This window comes from Streptomyces yangpuensis (genome assembly GCF_024666385.1).
In the GTDB taxonomy this organism is placed as follows: domain Bacteria; phylum Actinomycetota; class Actinomycetes; order Streptomycetales; family Streptomycetaceae; genus Streptomyces; species Streptomyces yangpuensis.
Genome location: NZ_CP102514.1, coordinates 2,068,769 through 2,083,006, shown reverse-complemented (window position 1 = coordinate 2,083,006; position 14,238 = coordinate 2,068,769). Strand labels below are relative to the sequence as shown.

The 14,238-nt window shown below is 73.4% G+C and carries 15 protein-coding genes and 1 riboswitch; of the genes, 8 read left to right on the top strand and 7 right to left on the bottom strand.

Going from position 1 to position 14,238, the window contains the following annotated elements; all coding sequences use genetic code 11:
• Nucleotides 1-3: 3 nt before the first annotated feature.
• Both thiS and thiO read right to left on the bottom strand, forming a co-directional pair.
• Nucleotides 4-204 (bottom strand): sulfur carrier protein ThiS, encoded by a 201-nt coding sequence (gene thiS / locus NRK68_RS09585; protein ID WP_183065036.1) that lies wholly within the window; start codon nucleotides 202-204, stop codon nucleotides 4-6.
• Nucleotides 201-1,370, bottom strand: coding sequence for a glycine oxidase ThiO (gene thiO, locus NRK68_RS09580; RefSeq protein ID WP_183065035.1), 1,170 nt, complete (start codon nucleotides 1,368-1,370; stop codon nucleotides 201-203). The genes thiS and thiO overlap by 4 nt, the downstream gene beginning before the upstream one ends.
• Nucleotides 1,368-1,479, bottom strand: a riboswitch (TPP riboswitch). (Overlaps the previous gene by 3 nt.)
• Nucleotides 1,480-1,560: 81 nt before the next feature.
• Here thiO and NRK68_RS09575 point away from each other — a divergent pair.
• The 5 genes from NRK68_RS09575 (at nucleotide 1,561) to NRK68_RS09555 (ending at nucleotide 5,920) form a co-directional block, all read left to right on the top strand.
• On the top strand, nucleotides 1,561-2,781 hold the full coding sequence (locus tag NRK68_RS09575) for an NAD(P)/FAD-dependent oxidoreductase (protein ID WP_183065034.1): 1,221 nt from the start codon (nucleotides 1,561-1,563) through the stop codon (nucleotides 2,779-2,781).
• An 85-nt stretch (nucleotides 2,782-2,866) separates the two neighbouring features.
• On the top strand, nucleotides 2,867-3,232 hold the full coding sequence (locus NRK68_RS09570) for an Rv2175c family DNA-binding protein (protein WP_046775235.1): 366 nt from the start codon (nucleotides 2,867-2,869) through the stop codon (nucleotides 3,230-3,232).
• 76 nt (nucleotides 3,233-3,308) lie between these two features.
• Nucleotides 3,309-3,944: a thiamine phosphate synthase gene (thiE, locus tag NRK68_RS09565; RefSeq protein WP_183065033.1), complete on the top strand. Its 636-nt coding sequence runs from the start codon at nucleotides 3,309-3,311 to the stop codon at nucleotides 3,942-3,944.
• A 161-nt stretch (nucleotides 3,945-4,105) separates the two neighbouring features.
• On the top strand, nucleotides 4,106-5,020 hold the full coding sequence (metF, locus tag NRK68_RS09560) for a methylenetetrahydrofolate reductase [NAD(P)H] (protein WP_046775237.1): 915 nt from the start codon (nucleotides 4,106-4,108) through the stop codon (nucleotides 5,018-5,020).
• Nucleotides 5,021-5,062: 42 nt separating this feature from the next.
• Nucleotides 5,063-5,920, top strand: coding sequence for a chromosomal replication initiator protein DnaA (locus tag NRK68_RS09555; protein ID WP_257855584.1), 858 nt, complete (start codon nucleotides 5,063-5,065; stop codon nucleotides 5,918-5,920).
• Nucleotides 5,921-6,041: 121 nt separating this feature from the next.
• Here NRK68_RS09555 and NRK68_RS09550 read toward each other — a convergent pair whose 3' ends face one another.
• The 5 genes from NRK68_RS09550 to NRK68_RS09530 form a co-directional block, all read right to left on the bottom strand.
• On the bottom strand, nucleotides 6,042-7,460 hold the full coding sequence (locus NRK68_RS09550) for a phytoene desaturase family protein (RefSeq protein WP_183065031.1): 1,419 nt from the start codon (nucleotides 7,458-7,460) through the stop codon (nucleotides 6,042-6,044).
• Nucleotides 7,461-7,496: 36 nt separating this feature from the next.
• The gene (locus NRK68_RS09545) at nucleotides 7,497-8,123 is read right to left on the bottom strand and encodes a DUF4126 domain-containing protein (RefSeq protein ID WP_183065030.1); all 627 of its coding nucleotides are present in this window, start codon (nucleotides 8,121-8,123) and stop codon (nucleotides 7,497-7,499) included.
• A 107-nt stretch (nucleotides 8,124-8,230) separates the two neighbouring features.
• Nucleotides 8,231-8,632, bottom strand: a complete 402-nt coding sequence (locus NRK68_RS09540) for an SCO2097 family morphological protein (protein WP_030663992.1) — start codon at nucleotides 8,630-8,632, stop codon at nucleotides 8,231-8,233.
• Nucleotides 8,633-8,924: 292 nt separating this feature from the next.
• Nucleotides 8,925-9,683 (bottom strand): methyltransferase, encoded by a 759-nt coding sequence (locus NRK68_RS09535; protein WP_183065029.1) that lies wholly within the window; start codon nucleotides 9,681-9,683, stop codon nucleotides 8,925-8,927.
• A gap of 73 nt (nucleotides 9,684-9,756) precedes the next feature.
• Nucleotides 9,757-10,263: an SAV_6107 family HEPN domain-containing protein gene (locus NRK68_RS09530; protein ID WP_183065028.1), complete on the bottom strand. Its 507-nt coding sequence runs from the start codon at nucleotides 10,261-10,263 to the stop codon at nucleotides 9,757-9,759.
• 172 nt (nucleotides 10,264-10,435) lie between these two features.
• On the opposite strand from NRK68_RS09530, the gene NRK68_RS09525 reads away from it, so the two are divergent.
• The 3 genes from NRK68_RS09525 to NRK68_RS09515 are packed head-to-tail and all read left to right on the top strand — an operon-like array spanning nucleotide 10,436 to nucleotide 14,218.
• Nucleotides 10,436-11,491, top strand: coding sequence for an ATP-binding cassette domain-containing protein (locus NRK68_RS09525; protein ID WP_183065027.1), 1,056 nt, complete (start codon nucleotides 10,436-10,438; stop codon nucleotides 11,489-11,491).
• Nucleotides 11,463-13,556: a YhgE/Pip domain-containing protein gene (locus tag NRK68_RS09520; RefSeq protein WP_257855583.1), complete on the top strand. Its 2,094-nt coding sequence runs from the start codon at nucleotides 11,463-11,465 to the stop codon at nucleotides 13,554-13,556. Before NRK68_RS09525 ends, NRK68_RS09520 begins: the two co-directional genes overlap by 29 nt.
• Nucleotides 13,557-13,585: 29 nt before the next feature.
• Complete coding sequence (locus tag NRK68_RS09515; RefSeq protein ID WP_183065025.1) at nucleotides 13,586-14,218, top strand: TetR/AcrR family transcriptional regulator; 633 nt, start codon at nucleotides 13,586-13,588, stop codon at nucleotides 14,216-14,218.
• The last annotated feature ends 20 nt before the right edge of the window (nucleotides 14,219-14,238 follow it).

The window sequence follows — 14,238 nt, the reverse complement described above, 5'->3', positions numbered from 1 at the left end:
CCGTCAGCCTCCCTGGACCGCGGTGAGGATCTCCACGCGGTCGCCGTCGCCCACGGGGGTGGCCGGCCACTGGCCGCGCGGGACCACGGTCTCGTTGAGTGCCGCGGCCACCCCGGAGGTGGCCGCGGTCAGGGTGGCGACGACGGTGTCGAGCGTGGCGCCGGCCGCGACCTCGCACGGCTCGCCGTTGACGGAGATGGTCATGCGTACGACTCCTGACGTGCGGCGGAGAAGCGGCGGGGGGCGAAGGGGCGTGCGATCTCGGGCAGTTCGCCGGTGACCAGCAGCTCGGCCATCACCTCGCCGGTGAGCGGGGTCAGCAGCACCCCGTTGCGGTAGTGCCCGGTGGCCAGGTGCAGGCCGGGCAGGTCGGTCGGGCCCAGCAGGGGCGCGTTGTCGGGGGAGCCGGGGCGCAGCCCCGCCCGGGTCTCGGTGAGCGGGAGTTCGGTGATGCCGGGTACCAGTTCGTGGGCGTCGCGCAGGAGTTCGTAGACCCCGCCCGCGGTGACGGTGGTGTCCCAGCCGAGTTCCTCGCTGGTGGCGCCGATGACGAGTTCGCCGTTCTCGCGGGGCACGAGGTAGACGTGGCTGCCGCGCACGACCGCCCGTACGGTGCGGGAGAGGAACGGCGCGTAGGCGGGGGGTACGGCGAGCCGCAGCACCTGCCCCTTGACCGGCCGTACGGGCGGCAGCACCTCGGCGGGTACGCCCGCCAGCCGGCCGCTGAGCGAGCCCGCGGCCAGGACCACCTGGTCGGCGCGCAGCTCCGTACCGTCGTCGAGGAGCGCGCCGGTCGCCCGGTCCGCGGTGGTGAGCAGCTGTTCGGCGGCCGCCCGGTGGACGGCCACCCCGGCGCCCTCGCAGGCGGCCAGCAGGGCGGCCGCGAGCCGGCGCGGGTCCACCTGGTGGTCGCCGTCGACGCGCAGTCCGCCGCGGACGCCCGGGGCGAGCATGGGTTCCAGGCGGCGGCACTCGCGGCCGGTGAGCCATTCGGGATCCAGGCCGCAGCGGCGCTGGAGGGCGTGCAGTTCGCGCAGGTGGAGGCGGTCGTCGGCGTCGAGGGCGACGGCGAGGGTGCCGCAGGCGCGGTAGCCGATGTCCATGCCGCCGCTGGTGTCGGCGAGCTCGGCGGCGAACTGCGGATAGCGTTCGGCGGAGGCGAGGCCGAGGCCGAGGAGGGCCTCCTCGCCGTAGTGCAGTTCGGTGACGGGGGCGAGCATGCCGGCCGCGACCTGGGCGGCGCCGCCGCCGGGTGCCGGGTCGGCGAGTACGGTGCTCAGTCCGCGGGCCGCGGCCCGCCAGGCGGTGACCAGGCCGATGATGCCGCCGCCGATGACGAGGACGTCGGATCCCTTTCGAGACGAGTGCATGGGCGTCCAGCCCCTCCCTTCGCCGGCATGACCCGGATCAGGTTCGTACGGTCGGAGGCCGGCCAGCCTCCCTCTCAGCCCGGTGCGCCGGACTCCCGCGATAGGTACGGCTGCCAGACTATCCCGGCCGTGGACGGCGGGTAAGGCGGCACCTGTTCCTGACGGAGCGTCAGGTGATTAGGGTGGCCGCGTGAGCGAGCAGACGGAACACAATCAGCGCGGCGTCGTGATCGCCGGCGCCGGAATGGCCGGGGTGCAGACCGCGGTCGCCCTGCGCGAGCAGGGCTTCACGGGCCCCGTGACCCTGCTGGGAGCCGAACCCCACCAGCCCTACGACCGCCCCCCGCTGTCCAAGGCGGTCCTGCTCGGCAAGGCCGAGGACTCCGCCTTCGACGTGGACTTCGAAGCCCTGGACATCGACCTCCGCCTCGGTACGGAGGTCACCGGGCTACGGGCCGCCGACCACGAGCTGGACACCGAGGCGGGACCGGTCCCCTACCGGACCCTCGTGCTGGCGACCGGCGCGCAGCCGCTGGCCCTCCCCGGCACCGAGGGCGTCCCCGGCGTCCACCTGCTGCGCACGCTGGACGACGCGGCACGGCTGCGCCCGGTCCTGACGGCCGCCGCCCGGGTCGTGGTCGTCGGCGCGGGCTGGATCGGCGCCGAGTTCGCCACCGCCGCCCGGGAGGCCGGCTGCGCGGTGACCGTCGTCGAGGCGGCCGACCGGGTGCTGGCGGGCGCCCTGCCCGCCGAGGTCACCGAGCCGATGGCGCGCTGGTACGGGCAGGCCGGCGCCGAACTGATCACCGGCGCGCAGGTGGCCGCCGTGGAGGAGGGACGGGTCCTGCTGACCGACGGCAGCGCGCTGCCCGCCGACGCGGTGGTCGTGGGCATCGGCGCGCGCCCCGCCACGGGATGGCTGGCCGGGTCCGGCGTGGAACGCGGAGCCGACGGGTCGGTCACCGCCGACGCCCACCTGCAGACCTCCCTGCCGGGGGTGTACGCGGTCGGCGACTGCGCCTCCTTCCCGTCCGGGCGCTACGGGGCGCGGCTGCTGGTCCACCACTGGGACAACGCCCTCCAGGGCCCGCGGACCGTCGCGGCGAACATCCTGGCCGGGGAACCCACCGCGGTCTACGACCCGGTGCCGTACTTCTGGTCCGAGCAGTTCGGGCGCTTCGTGCAGTACGCCGGCCACCACGGCGCGGCCGACACCCTGGTCCGGCGCGGCGACCCGGACGAGGAGACCTGGTCGGTGTGCTGGCTGCGCGGCGCCGCCCTGGTCGCGGTCCTCGCGGTCGGCCGCCCCCGCGACCTGGCGCAGGGCCGCAGGCTGATCGAGACCGGCACCCCGATGGACCCGGCCCGGGTCGCCGACCCCGGCACCCCGCTGAAATCGGCCACCGCATAGCCCGGCGACCCCGGCGGCCCGGGCGGCGTGCCACGGACGGGCCGCCCGGCTACCGGCTGTCGGTGGGAGGTGGCAGGCTTGGACCGTGACCGAGATTGACGCAAAGATCGATTCCCTCGTCCCCGACTGGCTGTACCTCCCCGACATCGCGGAGATGCTGGACGTCGAGGTGACGCGGGTCCGCCAGATGGTCAAGGAGGGGCAGCTCATCGCCGTCCGCCGGGGCGAGAACCGGGCCCTGCAGGTTCCGGCGCCGTTCATCGACGGCGACAAGGTGGTCAAGGGCCTCGTCGGCCTCCTGACCGTCCTGCGCGACGACGGCTTCTCCGACGAGGAGATGCTGGAGTGGCTCTTCACCGCCGACCCGACCCTGCCGGGCACCCCCGCCCAGGCGCTGAGCGAGAATCGCGGCACGGAGGTGAAGCGCCGCGCTCAGGCGCTCGCCCTCTGACCTGATCCGCAGTAGCTCCACCGCGGTGTACGGGCCCCCGCGCCCGTACACCGCCTCCATCACGGGGGGTACACCCATGCAGCTGTCCGACGCCCGGCTCTACCTGTGCACGGACGCCCGCAAGCGCCAGGGTGACCTCCCCGAGTTCCTCGACGCGGTCCTGGCCGGGGGCGTGGACATCGTCCAGCTCCGCGACAAGGGCATGGAGGCGGGCGAGGAGCTGGAACACCTCCAGGTGTTCGCCGAGGCCGCGCGCCGCCACGGCCGGCTCCTCGCCGTGAACGACCGCGCCGACGTCGCCCACGCCATCGGCTCCGACGTCCTGCACCTCGGACAGGGCGACATCCCGGTCCCCGCGGCCCGCGCCATTCTCGGCGGTCAGGTGCTCATCGGCCGCTCCTGCCACGCGGAGGACGAGGTCGCCGCGGCCGCCGCCGAACCGGGCGTGGACTACTTCTGCACCGGGCCCTGCTGGCCCACCCCCACCAAGCCCGGCCGCCACGCCCCCGGCCTGGACCTGGTCCGCTACGCGGCCTCCCTGGAACAGGACCGGCCCTGGTTCGCCATCGGCGGCATCGACGCCGGGAACCTGGACGAGGTGCTCGACGCCGGCGCCACCCGCGTCGTGGTCGTCCGCGCGATCACCGAGGCCTCCGACCCGGGTGCGGCCGCCGCGGACCTCGCCAAGCGGGTCCGCGCCCGCCTCGGCTGAGTCCCGACCCCGCGCCGCACCCCGCTCCACCCGTGGCATTCCGCGCCGCCGTGGCCCGTACAGGCCCTTACCGGCCAGAGGCGAGGCCGCCGGTGTCCAAAAACGTGTCCAAAAGGCGGACGCCACTTCGGGGAGCGCCGGGCCGCGTCTAACCTGCCCCCATGGCCTCTGGTACCGCTTCCACCTGGTCGGACCGCGCACACACGGTCCGCGACCTCCTCGCGTCCGGGCGCTCGTACTCCTTCGAGTTCTGGGCCCCGAAGACCGAGAAGGGCGAACGCAACCTCTGGAACGCCCTGCGCCGGGTCGAGGCGGTATCCCCGAGCTTCGTCTCCGTGACCTACGGAGCCGGCGGCTCCACCCGCGGCGGCACCGTCAAGGCCACCCAGGAGATCGCCGCGGACACCACGCTGACCCCGGTCGCGCACCTCACCGCCGTGGACCACTCCATCGCCGAGCTGCGCCACGTCATCGGCCAGTTCGCCGACGCCGGCATCCGCAACATGCTCGCCCTGCGCGGCGATCCGCCGGGCGACCCGATGGCCGACTGGGTGCCGCACCCCGAGGGCGTGCACTACGCCGCCGACCTGGTGCGGCTGCTGAAGGAGTCCGGGGACTTCTGCGTCGGCGTCGCGGCCTTCCCCGAGATGCACCCGCGCTCGACGGACTGGGATACGGACATCCGGCACTTCGTGGACAAGTGCCGCGCGGGCGCCGACTATGCGATCACCCAGATGTTCTTCGATCCGGAGAATTATCTGCGGCTGCGCGACAGCGTCGAGAAGGCCGGCTGCGAGACCCCGATCATCCCCGAGGTCATGCCTGTTGTGGGTATCAAGCAGCTCGACCGACTGCCCCAGCTGAGCACCGCGGTCTTCCCCTCGGATGTGAAAGACCGCATGCTCGCGGTCAAGGACGACCCGGCCGCTGTACGCTCCATTGGCATCGAGTTCGCCACGGAGTTCTGCGCGCGGCTGCTGTCCGAAGGTGTACCGGGACTGCACTTCATCACGCTGAACAATTCCACGGCGACTCTCGAGATCTACGAGAACCTGGGCCTGCACCAGCGGGCCTGACCGGCCGTACCCGTGTGACGGCCGTACCGAGAGGGGCCTTGCATGGGTATGACGGTCCTCTACATCGCGTTCGGAATCGTCGCGTTGTGGCTGCTTGCCGAGGTACTGATGCAGTACAAGGCCCGGCTTCGCTGGCGCCTGCTCGCCTTCGCCGGCTTCCTCGGCGTGGTCGCCGGGGTGATACTGCCCTCGGTGCCGGTCATCGGCGCCGGTGCCGCCGCGTTCGCCGTGGGCCAGACCCTGGTGACGCTCTCCTTCCGCAAGGGCTTCGTCGCCGGCTGGGCACTGCGCCGCGGCGGGGAGCCCGTACGGAAGGGGGGGCGCCGCCGGTCCGGGACCGCGACGGCGGAACCGGCGCTCCAGGTCACCGCCCTGGAGTACGACGACGTGGACGGGGCCCCGGACGAGCGGCGGCCGTCGCGGGCCGCGGCCGAGGAGGTCTACAGCCCGGAGCCGGTGCCCGAGGACACCGGGTCCTACGGGATACAGAGTTTCTCCACGCCCGCCCCGGATGCCGGCCAGACCGCGGCCTTCGCCTCGCCGTTCACCACCGCCGAGCAGGACGCCCACCAGTACGCGGCGTACTACGACCAGCAGAACCAGGGCGGTTACGACTACTCCGGCGGCTATCCGACGGGCGACCAGCAGCAGGTCTACGCCGCCTACTCGGACCCGTACATCGGCACCGGCGGCGGCGTCGTCCCGCCCCAGCCCTACGACTACACCCCGTACGCCGACTACGGGCAGCAGCAGTACTCCACGGACACCCCGCCCGGCGGCGTCTGGGTCCCCCAGCAGCGGTCCACCGAGGGCGGCCAGCCCTACCCGGCGGACGGGCAGGGCGAGCCGCCGCAGCAGTACCCGTACCAGCAGGGCGGGTACGAGCAGTACCGCTACTGAGCCGGCCCTGCGGCCACGGGCGGTGCCGTGTCCACAGCCGGTCCCGCGTCCGCGGGCGGTCCCGACGGAGCCGGTCCCGCGGCCACGGGCGGCTCCGGCCGGGACCGGGGCCGCGGCCCGGTCACTGTGAGCCGCGGAAGTCCGCGCCCTCCACGATCAGCCCGGCCACCAGGGCCCCGGTCATCCCGGCGTGCGCGAGCCCGCCGCCGGGGTGGGCCCAGCCGCCCGCCAGGTACAGCCCGGGCAGGGCCGTGGAGTTGGCCGGGTACAGCAGCCGGCCCCCCGCGCCCGCGAGGGCGGGCGGGGGCACCGCGCCGCCGAGGGCGCCGGTCGCGGCCTCCACATCGGCCGGGGTGCGCACCTCCTGCCACAACAGCCGCTCCCGCAGCCCCTGTACGGCCTTCTCCGCGAGGTTCAGCAGTTCCCCGGGCTCCGAGGTCCCCGGGCCGTCCACGGCGCTCACGGTGACCGCCTCGTGCTCCGCGTCGGGCCGGGTGGCGGGATCGTCCGGCCGCATCACGGTGACCTGGGCCCCGTCGGCGTGCACCAGGGTGCGGTGGACGGTCCCCGCGGGGCGCGCGCCGCGCAGCGCGAGCAGCAGCGTGATCCGGCCGGGCACGCCGTCGCCCCGGGCCGGGACCGCCTCGGCCGGCCACGGCAGCGAGCCGGCCGGCAACCGCCGCGGGTCGATCCCGCAGACGACGGAGTCGGCCGCCGCCTCGGCGCCGTCGGCCAGCAGCAGCCCGGCCGCCCGGCCGTCCCGCACGAGCACCTCCCGCACCTCCGCCCCGAAGACGAAGGCGACCTTCCGCTCCAGGCAGCGCTCGTACACGGCGGTGGCCAGCGCCCGCATCCCGCCGCGCACGTACCAGCTGCCGAAGGTCTGCTCCATGTACGGGAGCACGGCCGCCGAACCGGGTGCGGTCGCGGGGTCGAGCCCGTAGCCGCGGACCACGCCGGTCAGCACCTCCGCGAGCGGGCCGCCCAGCTCCCGGCCGGCCACCTCGGCGAGGGTCGGCGTACGCCGGCGGAGCAGGCCGCTGCGCCGCAGGGCCGGGTACGGGTCGCCGCTCAGCGTCCGCCGGGCGCCGCCTGGCAGGGGCTCCTCCAGCAGCGGGCGGCGGGTGGCGTCCCAGGCGTCGCGGGCCCGGCCCAGCACACCGTTCCAGCGCTCGCCCGCGCCCCGGCCGAAAGCGGCGTCGAAGGCGGCGGCGACTCCGCCGTGCGAGGCACCGGGGAGGGTGACGTCGATGCCGTGGCCGGGCAGGACGTGCCGGACGGCGGGATCGGCCTGCGCCATGTCGACGCAGTCCTCCAGCGGCCGCTTGCCGGTCTTGACGAACAGGTCCCGGTAGACGGCGGGCAGGTGCAGCAGCCCGGGCCCGGTGTCGAAGGCGAAGCCGTCGCGCTCGTACCACCCGACGGCCCCGCCGTAGGTGGCGCCCCGCTCGTACACCGTCACCCGGTGCCCCGCCACGGCCAGCCGGGCCGCCGTCGCCATCGCGCCCATGCCGGCGCCGATCACCGCAATTCGTGCCATGCGGCCGAGCCTATGGCCCCGTCGGGGCGCCCGCGGTCAGTGGGGTGGGGCCCCGGTGACCGCGCGGGCCTCGGCGGCCAGCCGCTTCTCCTCGCGGCGCTGGGCGCGCCGGCGCAGGAAGCGGCGGATCCGGCTCCAGAGGAAGACGACTATGGCCAGCCCGACGACCAGCAGGGAGCCCGCGATGATCGCGGCGGGGACCGGGTAGAAGATCGCGAGGGTGACGAGGCCCGCCACGCCGAGGTCCTCGGCGATGCTCATCGCCACGTTGGTGAACGGCTCGGGCGAGGTGTTGATCGCCATCCGGGTGCCGGCCTTCACGAAATGGCTGGCCAGCGCCGTGGAGCCGCCGATCGCCCCGGCGGTGATGTCGGAGAGCGAGCCGCTCTGCCCGGCCAGCAACGCGCCGATCACCGCACCCGTCAGCGGACGGACCACGGTGTGGACGCCGTCCCATATCGAGTCGACGTACGGGATCTTGTCGGCGACCGCCTCGCAGAGGAAGAGCACGGCGGCGGCGATCAGCACGTCCGTGCGCTGGAGGGCCGCGGGGACCTCATCGGACAGGCCGGTACGGCCGAAGATGCCGAGCAGGAGGACCACGGCGTAGGCGTTGATCCCGCTGGCCCAGCCGCTGGTGAAGACCAGAGGGAGCACACTCATCGGATCATCATGCCGTACGGGCGTACCCGCGAACCGCAGGGCGGCGCAGAACAGTGAGGGGACGGCCGCACGGCGGCGGCCGTCCCCTCACTCACGTGGTCCGGGGGCTACTGCCCCTGCTCGTCACGGCGGCGCTGCCACCGGTCCTCGATGCGGTTCATCATCGACCGACGCTGCCGGTTGTGGCCGCGGGCCGAACCGCCGGTACTTCCGGAGACGGGCTGCTCGCCTGGCTTGGGTGCCTTGCGCCAACCGGTGACCACCAGGACCGTACATCCCAGCATGACGAGGAAGCCCACCACGCTGATCCAGAGCACGTTCGGAATGATCACACCGGTCATGAGGAGCGCGATACCCACAACAATGCCTGCGACTGCCTGGTAGACCCGTCGCCGGGTGTACGTACGCAGGCCGCTGCCCTCAAGCGCTGTCGCGAACTTGGGGTCTTCGGCGTACAGCGCTCGCTCCATCTGCTCGAGCATTCGCTGCTCGTGCTCCGAGAGCGGCACGGGAGTCCTCCTCATCCGTCGGTCGCGGGGGTAGCGACCAGGGGTCCCCTTCAGGATAGGCGGGGAATCGCCCCCGTGACACCCGCCCTCAACGCACACGTTCCAAAATGACAAAGCACAGAAAGACAGAGCCGGTGAAGCCCCTGCGAAAACCGTACCGCCGCGGGAGCGGTCACTGAGGCCGTTATTCCCCAATGGCCCGTTCACCATGCCGGTCGCTGCTTCCGATCATACGGGGCGGACCGGCCGAGCGGAGGGTGAGCGGCAGACTCGGTGCGCGGAAGAGCGCAGTTCAGGCCCGCTTCTCGCCCAGGACGTGCAGCTGCGTGGCCACCGCGTGGAAGGACGGCAGCTCCGCCGCGGCCTCCTCCAGGCGCAGCAGCGCCTCCACCGCGCCCGGCTCGGTGTCCACCAGGACGCCCGGGACGAGGTCGGCGAAGATCCGCACGCCGTGCACCGCGCCGACCGACAGGCCGGCCCCGCCGACCAGCTCGGAGAGCTGCTCGGCGGTGAAGCGGCGCGGCACCGGGTCGCCGGAGCCCCAGCGGCCGGCCGGGTCGGTGAGGGCGTTGCGGGCCTCCGTGAAGTGGCCGGCGAGCGCGCGGGCGAGCACGGCCCCGCCGAGGCCGGCGGCCAGCAGGCTGAGCGTGCCGCCGGGGCGCAGGGCCGCCACCGCGTTGGCCACGCCCTCGGCCGGGTCGTCCACGTACTCCAGGACGCCGTGGCAGAGCACCACGTCGTACGCGTCCCGCTCCACCACGTCCAACAGACCCTGGGCGTCGCCCTGGACGCCCCGGACCAGGTCGGCGACACCGGCCTCGGACACCCGGCGCTCCAGCCCGAACAGTGCGTTCGGGCTGGGGTCGACCACGGTGACCCGGTGGCCCAGGTGGGCCACCGGCACGGCGAACTTGCCGGTGCCGCCACCGGTGTCGAGCACGTCCAGCACGTCCCGCCCGGTCGCCTTCACCCGACGGTCGAGCGCCTCCTTGAGGACCTCCCACACCACGGCGGTGCGGAGGGAGGCACGGGGGCGGGAAGTGTCCGACACGGCTGATGGCTCCTCGGCGCGGTAAGGGTGAGCGGTCTGTGCCCCACCCTATTGCCTCCCGCAGCCGGGCAGGTCATCCCGCGTCCGGACGCTCCGGCCGTGGCTGCGGCAGGGTCTCCTCCGGACTCCGCGGCGGGGCCTGGGCGGGCGTCCGTACGGCGAGCATCCGCTCCACCAGGCGCAGGAACATCGAGGCGGCGCGCAGCAGGTCGTCCGCGTCCCGGGCGCCGGCCGCGTCCGCTATCCCCGCCTCGGCCCGGGCCCGGCGGGCGGCGCCGGAGGCGAAGAGCGCGCTCCACTCCGCCAGCTCCGGTGCCAGCTCCGGCAGCACCTCCCACGCGCTGCGGATCCGGGGCCGCCGCCGCGGGCTCACCGGCTCGGGCCGTGCGCGCGCGGCGAGCACGGCCGCGGCGGTGCGCAGCGCTGCGAGGTGGGCCGTGGCGTAGCGCTCGTGGGGCCGGGTCAGCCGGGCGGCCTCGGCCAGGCCGCTGCGGGCCTTGTCGAGAAGGTCGAGGGCGGCCGGTGGGGCCGCCGACTTCCGCAGGACGGGGTGGACAGGGGACGGGGACGGTGTGGCCATGACGAACCTCCTGTCGTTGCGTTGTCTCCATCGTGACGGGCCCCACTGACAATCGCCCTGACCTGCGTTTTTGCCGTCATATGCACAGCAACTGCCCCCTCCTGCACACCTGGTGCGGAATGAGGTGGTAGTTTTTGAACTGACCGGTCAGTTCAAAAAGAAGGGGGACGGCGTGGACAGCCCGCACGGCGCGGCCGTCAAGGCCGAGAACTTCGGACTCAAGGGCCCGCGCGGCTGGGCCTTCCGGGGGGTCGGCCTCGACGCGGCGCCCGGCTCGCTCATCGCGGTCGAAGGCCCCTCCGGCAGCGGCCGGACCTGCCTGCTCCTGGCCCTCACCGGACGTATGAAGCCCACCGAGGGCCACGCCGAGATCGGCCGGCACCGGCTGCCGAAGAAGATGGCCGCGGTCCGCCGGATCGCCGCCCTCGGCCCGGTCCCCGGGGTCAACGACCTCGACCAGTCCCTCACCGTCGCCGAACAGCTGCGCGAGGGCGCTCTGCTCCAGCGCCACTACGACGCCCCGATCCGCTCCCTGCTGCGTCCCCGGGCCGAGCGCCGGGCCGCAGCGGCCGCCCGGATCGCGGCCGCCCTGGACACCGCCGGACTGGACCTCGCCACGCTGCCCAAGGGCGAACGCACCACCGTCCGGGACCTGGAGCGACTGGAGGCCGTCCGGCTCTCCGTCGCCATCGCCCTGCTCGGCTCCCCGCGGCTGCTCGCCCTCGACGACCTCGACATGAAGCTCTCGGACACCGAACGCACCGAGGTCTGGACCCTGCTGCGGTCGATCGCGGCCCGGGGGACCACCGTCGTGGCGGTGTGCAGCGAGGCACCCGCCGACGCCGTGGTCCTGCGGACCGGCCCGCAGGAGGACGGCGGCGCACCGGAGGCCGGACCGTCGGCCCCCGCTGCCGCCACCCCGAAGGTCACGTGGGGCGCCCGGGCGCAGGACAAGCCCGGGAAGGAGACCGAGGCCGAGGCCACCGGAGCCCCCGAGGACCCGAAGCCCGACCCGGAGCCCGACCCGGAGCCCGACCCGAAGCCGGACCCGAAGCCGGACCTGAAGCCGGACCCGAAGCCGGACCTGAAGAAGGCGTCCGGCACGGCACAGGATGCGGACGCCGACGCCGACGCAGCCGGCGAGGCCGACGCCGGCACCACCGAAGACACCGACAACGACGACACGAAGGGGGCGGACGATGCGCTCGCCGAAGCTGGCCGCGCTTGAGCTGAAGCGGTTCGGGCGGGGGAAGCTGCCCCGGGCCGCCCTCGTCGCGCTGCTCCTGCTGCCCCTGCTCTACGGAGCTCTGTACCTCTGGTCCTTCTGGGACCCGTACAGCCGCCTCGACAGGGTGCCCGTCGCCCTCGTCAACTCCGACCGGGGTGCGACCGTCGACGGCAAGCACCTGGACGCGGGCGGTGAGATCACCAAGAAGCTCCGCGACAGCAAGACCTTCGACTGGCGGGAGGTGAGCCCGGAGAAGGCGGCCAAGGGTCTGGAGGACGGTACGTACTACCTGACCCTGACCATGCCGGCCGACTTCAGCGAGAAGATCGCCTCCAGCTCGGGCGAGGACCCCGCCACCAGCGCCCTGCAGGTCCGCACCAACGACGCCAACAACTACGTCGTCGGCTCGATCTCGCGCACCGTCTTCTCCGAGGTCCGCTCGGCGGCGTCCGCCAACGCCTCCCGCGGCTTCCTCGACAAGATCTTCGTCAGCTTCTCCGACCTGCACGACAAGACCGCGGAGGCCGCCGACGGCGCCGACAAGCTCAAGGACGGCGCCGGCAAGGCCCAGGAGGGCGCCAAGGAGCTCGCCGACGGCCTCGACACCGCCGGGGAGAAGAGCGGCGAACTCAACAGCGGCCTGAAGAAGCTCAACTCGGCCGCAGGCAAGCTGGAGACCGGCACCCGGGACATCGCGAACGGCACCCAGGTCCTCGCCGACAAGGTCAACGGCGCCGCCGACAAGGCCCGCCCCTTCGTCAAGGACCCCAAGAGCCTGGCCGCCACCGCCGTACTGGTCGCCGACAGCGCGAAGGTCGTCAACAACCACCTCGACAAGTTCGTGGAGAAGGCGCCGGCCGCGGCGGCCGTCGCCAAGCGGGCCTCCACCGGCGCCGACGCCTACTACACCAAGCACTGCGTCACCCCCGGCGGCGAACCGCACCTCGCCTCCTGCCCCGACCTGAAGAAGGTCCGGGACGACGCGGCCGAGGCCGCCCTGCTCAGCGGTGACGTCAGCACCCTGGCCAAGAACGCCGGCGGGGACGTGGCCAAGCTCCGCACCCAGCTGACCGACCTGGAGAAGAAGGCCCGCGAGCTCGCCGACAAGGCCCCCCACCTCGCGAGCGACCTCGACGCGGCCGTCGCCAAGGTCAACGCCCTCAACACCGGCGCCCACAAGGTCGCCACCGGCATGTCCCAGCTGCACACCGGCCTCGGCACCGCCACCACCGGCTCCGGCGCCCTCAGCGACGGCGTCGGCAAGCTCGGCGACGGCGCCCACCGCCTCGACGGCGGCATGTACAAGCTCGTCGACGGCACCGGCGAACTCGCCGGCGGCCTGCACGAGGGCGTGGGCAAGATCCCCGACTACGACCAGCAGCAGCGGGACGCCCGCACCGAGGTCATGGCCGACCCGATCAAGCTCGCCAACCAGTCCCTGCACAAGGCGCCCAACTACGGCACCGGCTTCGCGCCCTACTTCATCCCGCTGTCCCTCTGGGTCGGCGCGATGGTCGCCTACATGCTGATCGCCCCGATGAACAAGCGGGCCCTGTCCGCGGGTGCCTCGCCGTGGCGGATCGCCCTCGCCGGCTGGCTGCCCGTCATGGGCATCGGCGCCGCCCAGGTCACCCTGCTGATGTCCGTCCTGCAGTGGGCCCCGGACCTCGGCCTCAAGATGGCCAACCCCGCCCTCACCATCGGCTTCCTGCTGCTGGTCACCGGCTGCTTCGCGGCGATCATCCAGTGGCTCAACGCCAAGTTCGGCGCGGCCGGGCGGATCCTGGTCCTCGCCGTCCTGATGCTCCAGCTGACCTCGGCCGGCGGCACCTACCCCGTCCAGACCAGCCCGGACTTCTTCAACGCCGTCCACCCGTACCTGCCGATGTCGTACGTCGTGGAGAGCCTGCGCCGCCTCATCACCGGCGGCGACCTCACCCCGGTCTGGCAGGGCAGCCTGGTCCTGGTGGCCTTCACCGTCGGCGCCCTCGCCCTGACCGCGCTCGCCGCCCGCGGCAAGCAGGTGTGGACGATGGACCGACTGCACCCCGAACTGAGCCTGTAGGGATGTGTTGACCTGTGACAATCAGCGCCATGGACAGCAGCAGCACCGGTACGGGTACCGGCGGGGGCCGTCGTGCGGCCACCCGGCAGAAGCTCTACGAAGCGGCCGTCACCCTCATCGCGGAGAAGGGGTTCTCCGCGACCACGGTCGATGAGATCGCCGAACGGGCGGGCGTGGCGAAGGGCACCGTCTACTACAACTTCGCCAGCAAGAACGACCTCTTCGAGGAGCTGCTGCGGCACGGCGTCGGGCTGCTGACGGCGTCGCTGCGGGCGGCGGCGGAGGAGACCGAGGCACGCGGCGGCAGCCGGGTCGAGGCGCTCGACGCGATGATCCGGGCGGGCCTGGTCTTCATCGACCGCTACCCGGCCTTCACCCAGCTGTACGTCGCCGAGCTGTGGCGGACCAACCGCACCTGGCAGTCCACGCTGATGGTGGTCCGCCAGGAGGCGGTGGCCGTCGTGGAGAAGGTGCTGCGCGAGGGCGTCGAACGCGGGGAGCTCAGCCCCGAGATCGACGTGCAGCTCACGGCGGCAGCGATGGTCGGGATGGTGCTGGTGGCCGCCCTGGACTGGCAGTCCTTCCAGCGGGAGCGGTCCCTCGACGACGTGCACTCGGCGCTGTCGCTGCTGCTGCGCGGCCGGGTCAGCGGCAACCGCTGAACCGGGCGGCACCCCCCACT

Bases quoted from the DNA above. Each gene is read 5' to 3' on its own strand.
- NRK68_RS09555 (WP_257855584.1), top strand. From the start codon at position 5,063: ATGGGTATGACGGTCCTCTACATCGCGTTCGGAATCGTCGCGTTGTGG.
- NRK68_RS09550 (WP_183065031.1), bottom strand. From the start codon at position 7,460: ATGGCACGAATTGCGGTGATCGGCGCCGGCATGGGCGCGATGGCGACG.
- NRK68_RS09530 (WP_183065028.1), bottom strand. From the start codon at position 10,263: ATGGCCACACCGTCCCCGTCCCCTGTCCACCCCGTCCTGCGGAAGTCG.
- thiE (WP_183065033.1), top strand. From the start codon at position 3,309: ATGCAGCTGTCCGACGCCCGGCTCTACCTGTGCACGGACGCCCGCAAG.
- NRK68_RS09515 (WP_183065025.1), top strand. From the start codon at position 13,586: ATGGACAGCAGCAGCACCGGTACGGGTACCGGCGGGGGCCGTCGTGCG.
- thiS (WP_183065036.1), bottom strand. From the start codon at position 204: ATGACCATCTCCGTCAACGGCGAGCCGTGCGAGGTCGCGGCCGGCGCC.
- metF (WP_046775237.1), top strand. From the start codon at position 4,106: ATGGCCTCTGGTACCGCTTCCACCTGGTCGGACCGCGCACACACGGTC.
- NRK68_RS09545 (WP_183065030.1), bottom strand. From the start codon at position 8,123: ATGAGTGTGCTCCCTCTGGTCTTCACCAGCGGCTGGGCCAGCGGGATC.
- thiO (WP_183065035.1), bottom strand. From the start codon at position 1,370: ATGCACTCGTCTCGAAAGGGATCCGACGTCCTCGTCATCGGCGGCGGC.
- NRK68_RS09520 (WP_257855583.1), top strand. From the start codon at position 11,463: ATGCGCTCGCCGAAGCTGGCCGCGCTTGAGCTGAAGCGGTTCGGGCGG.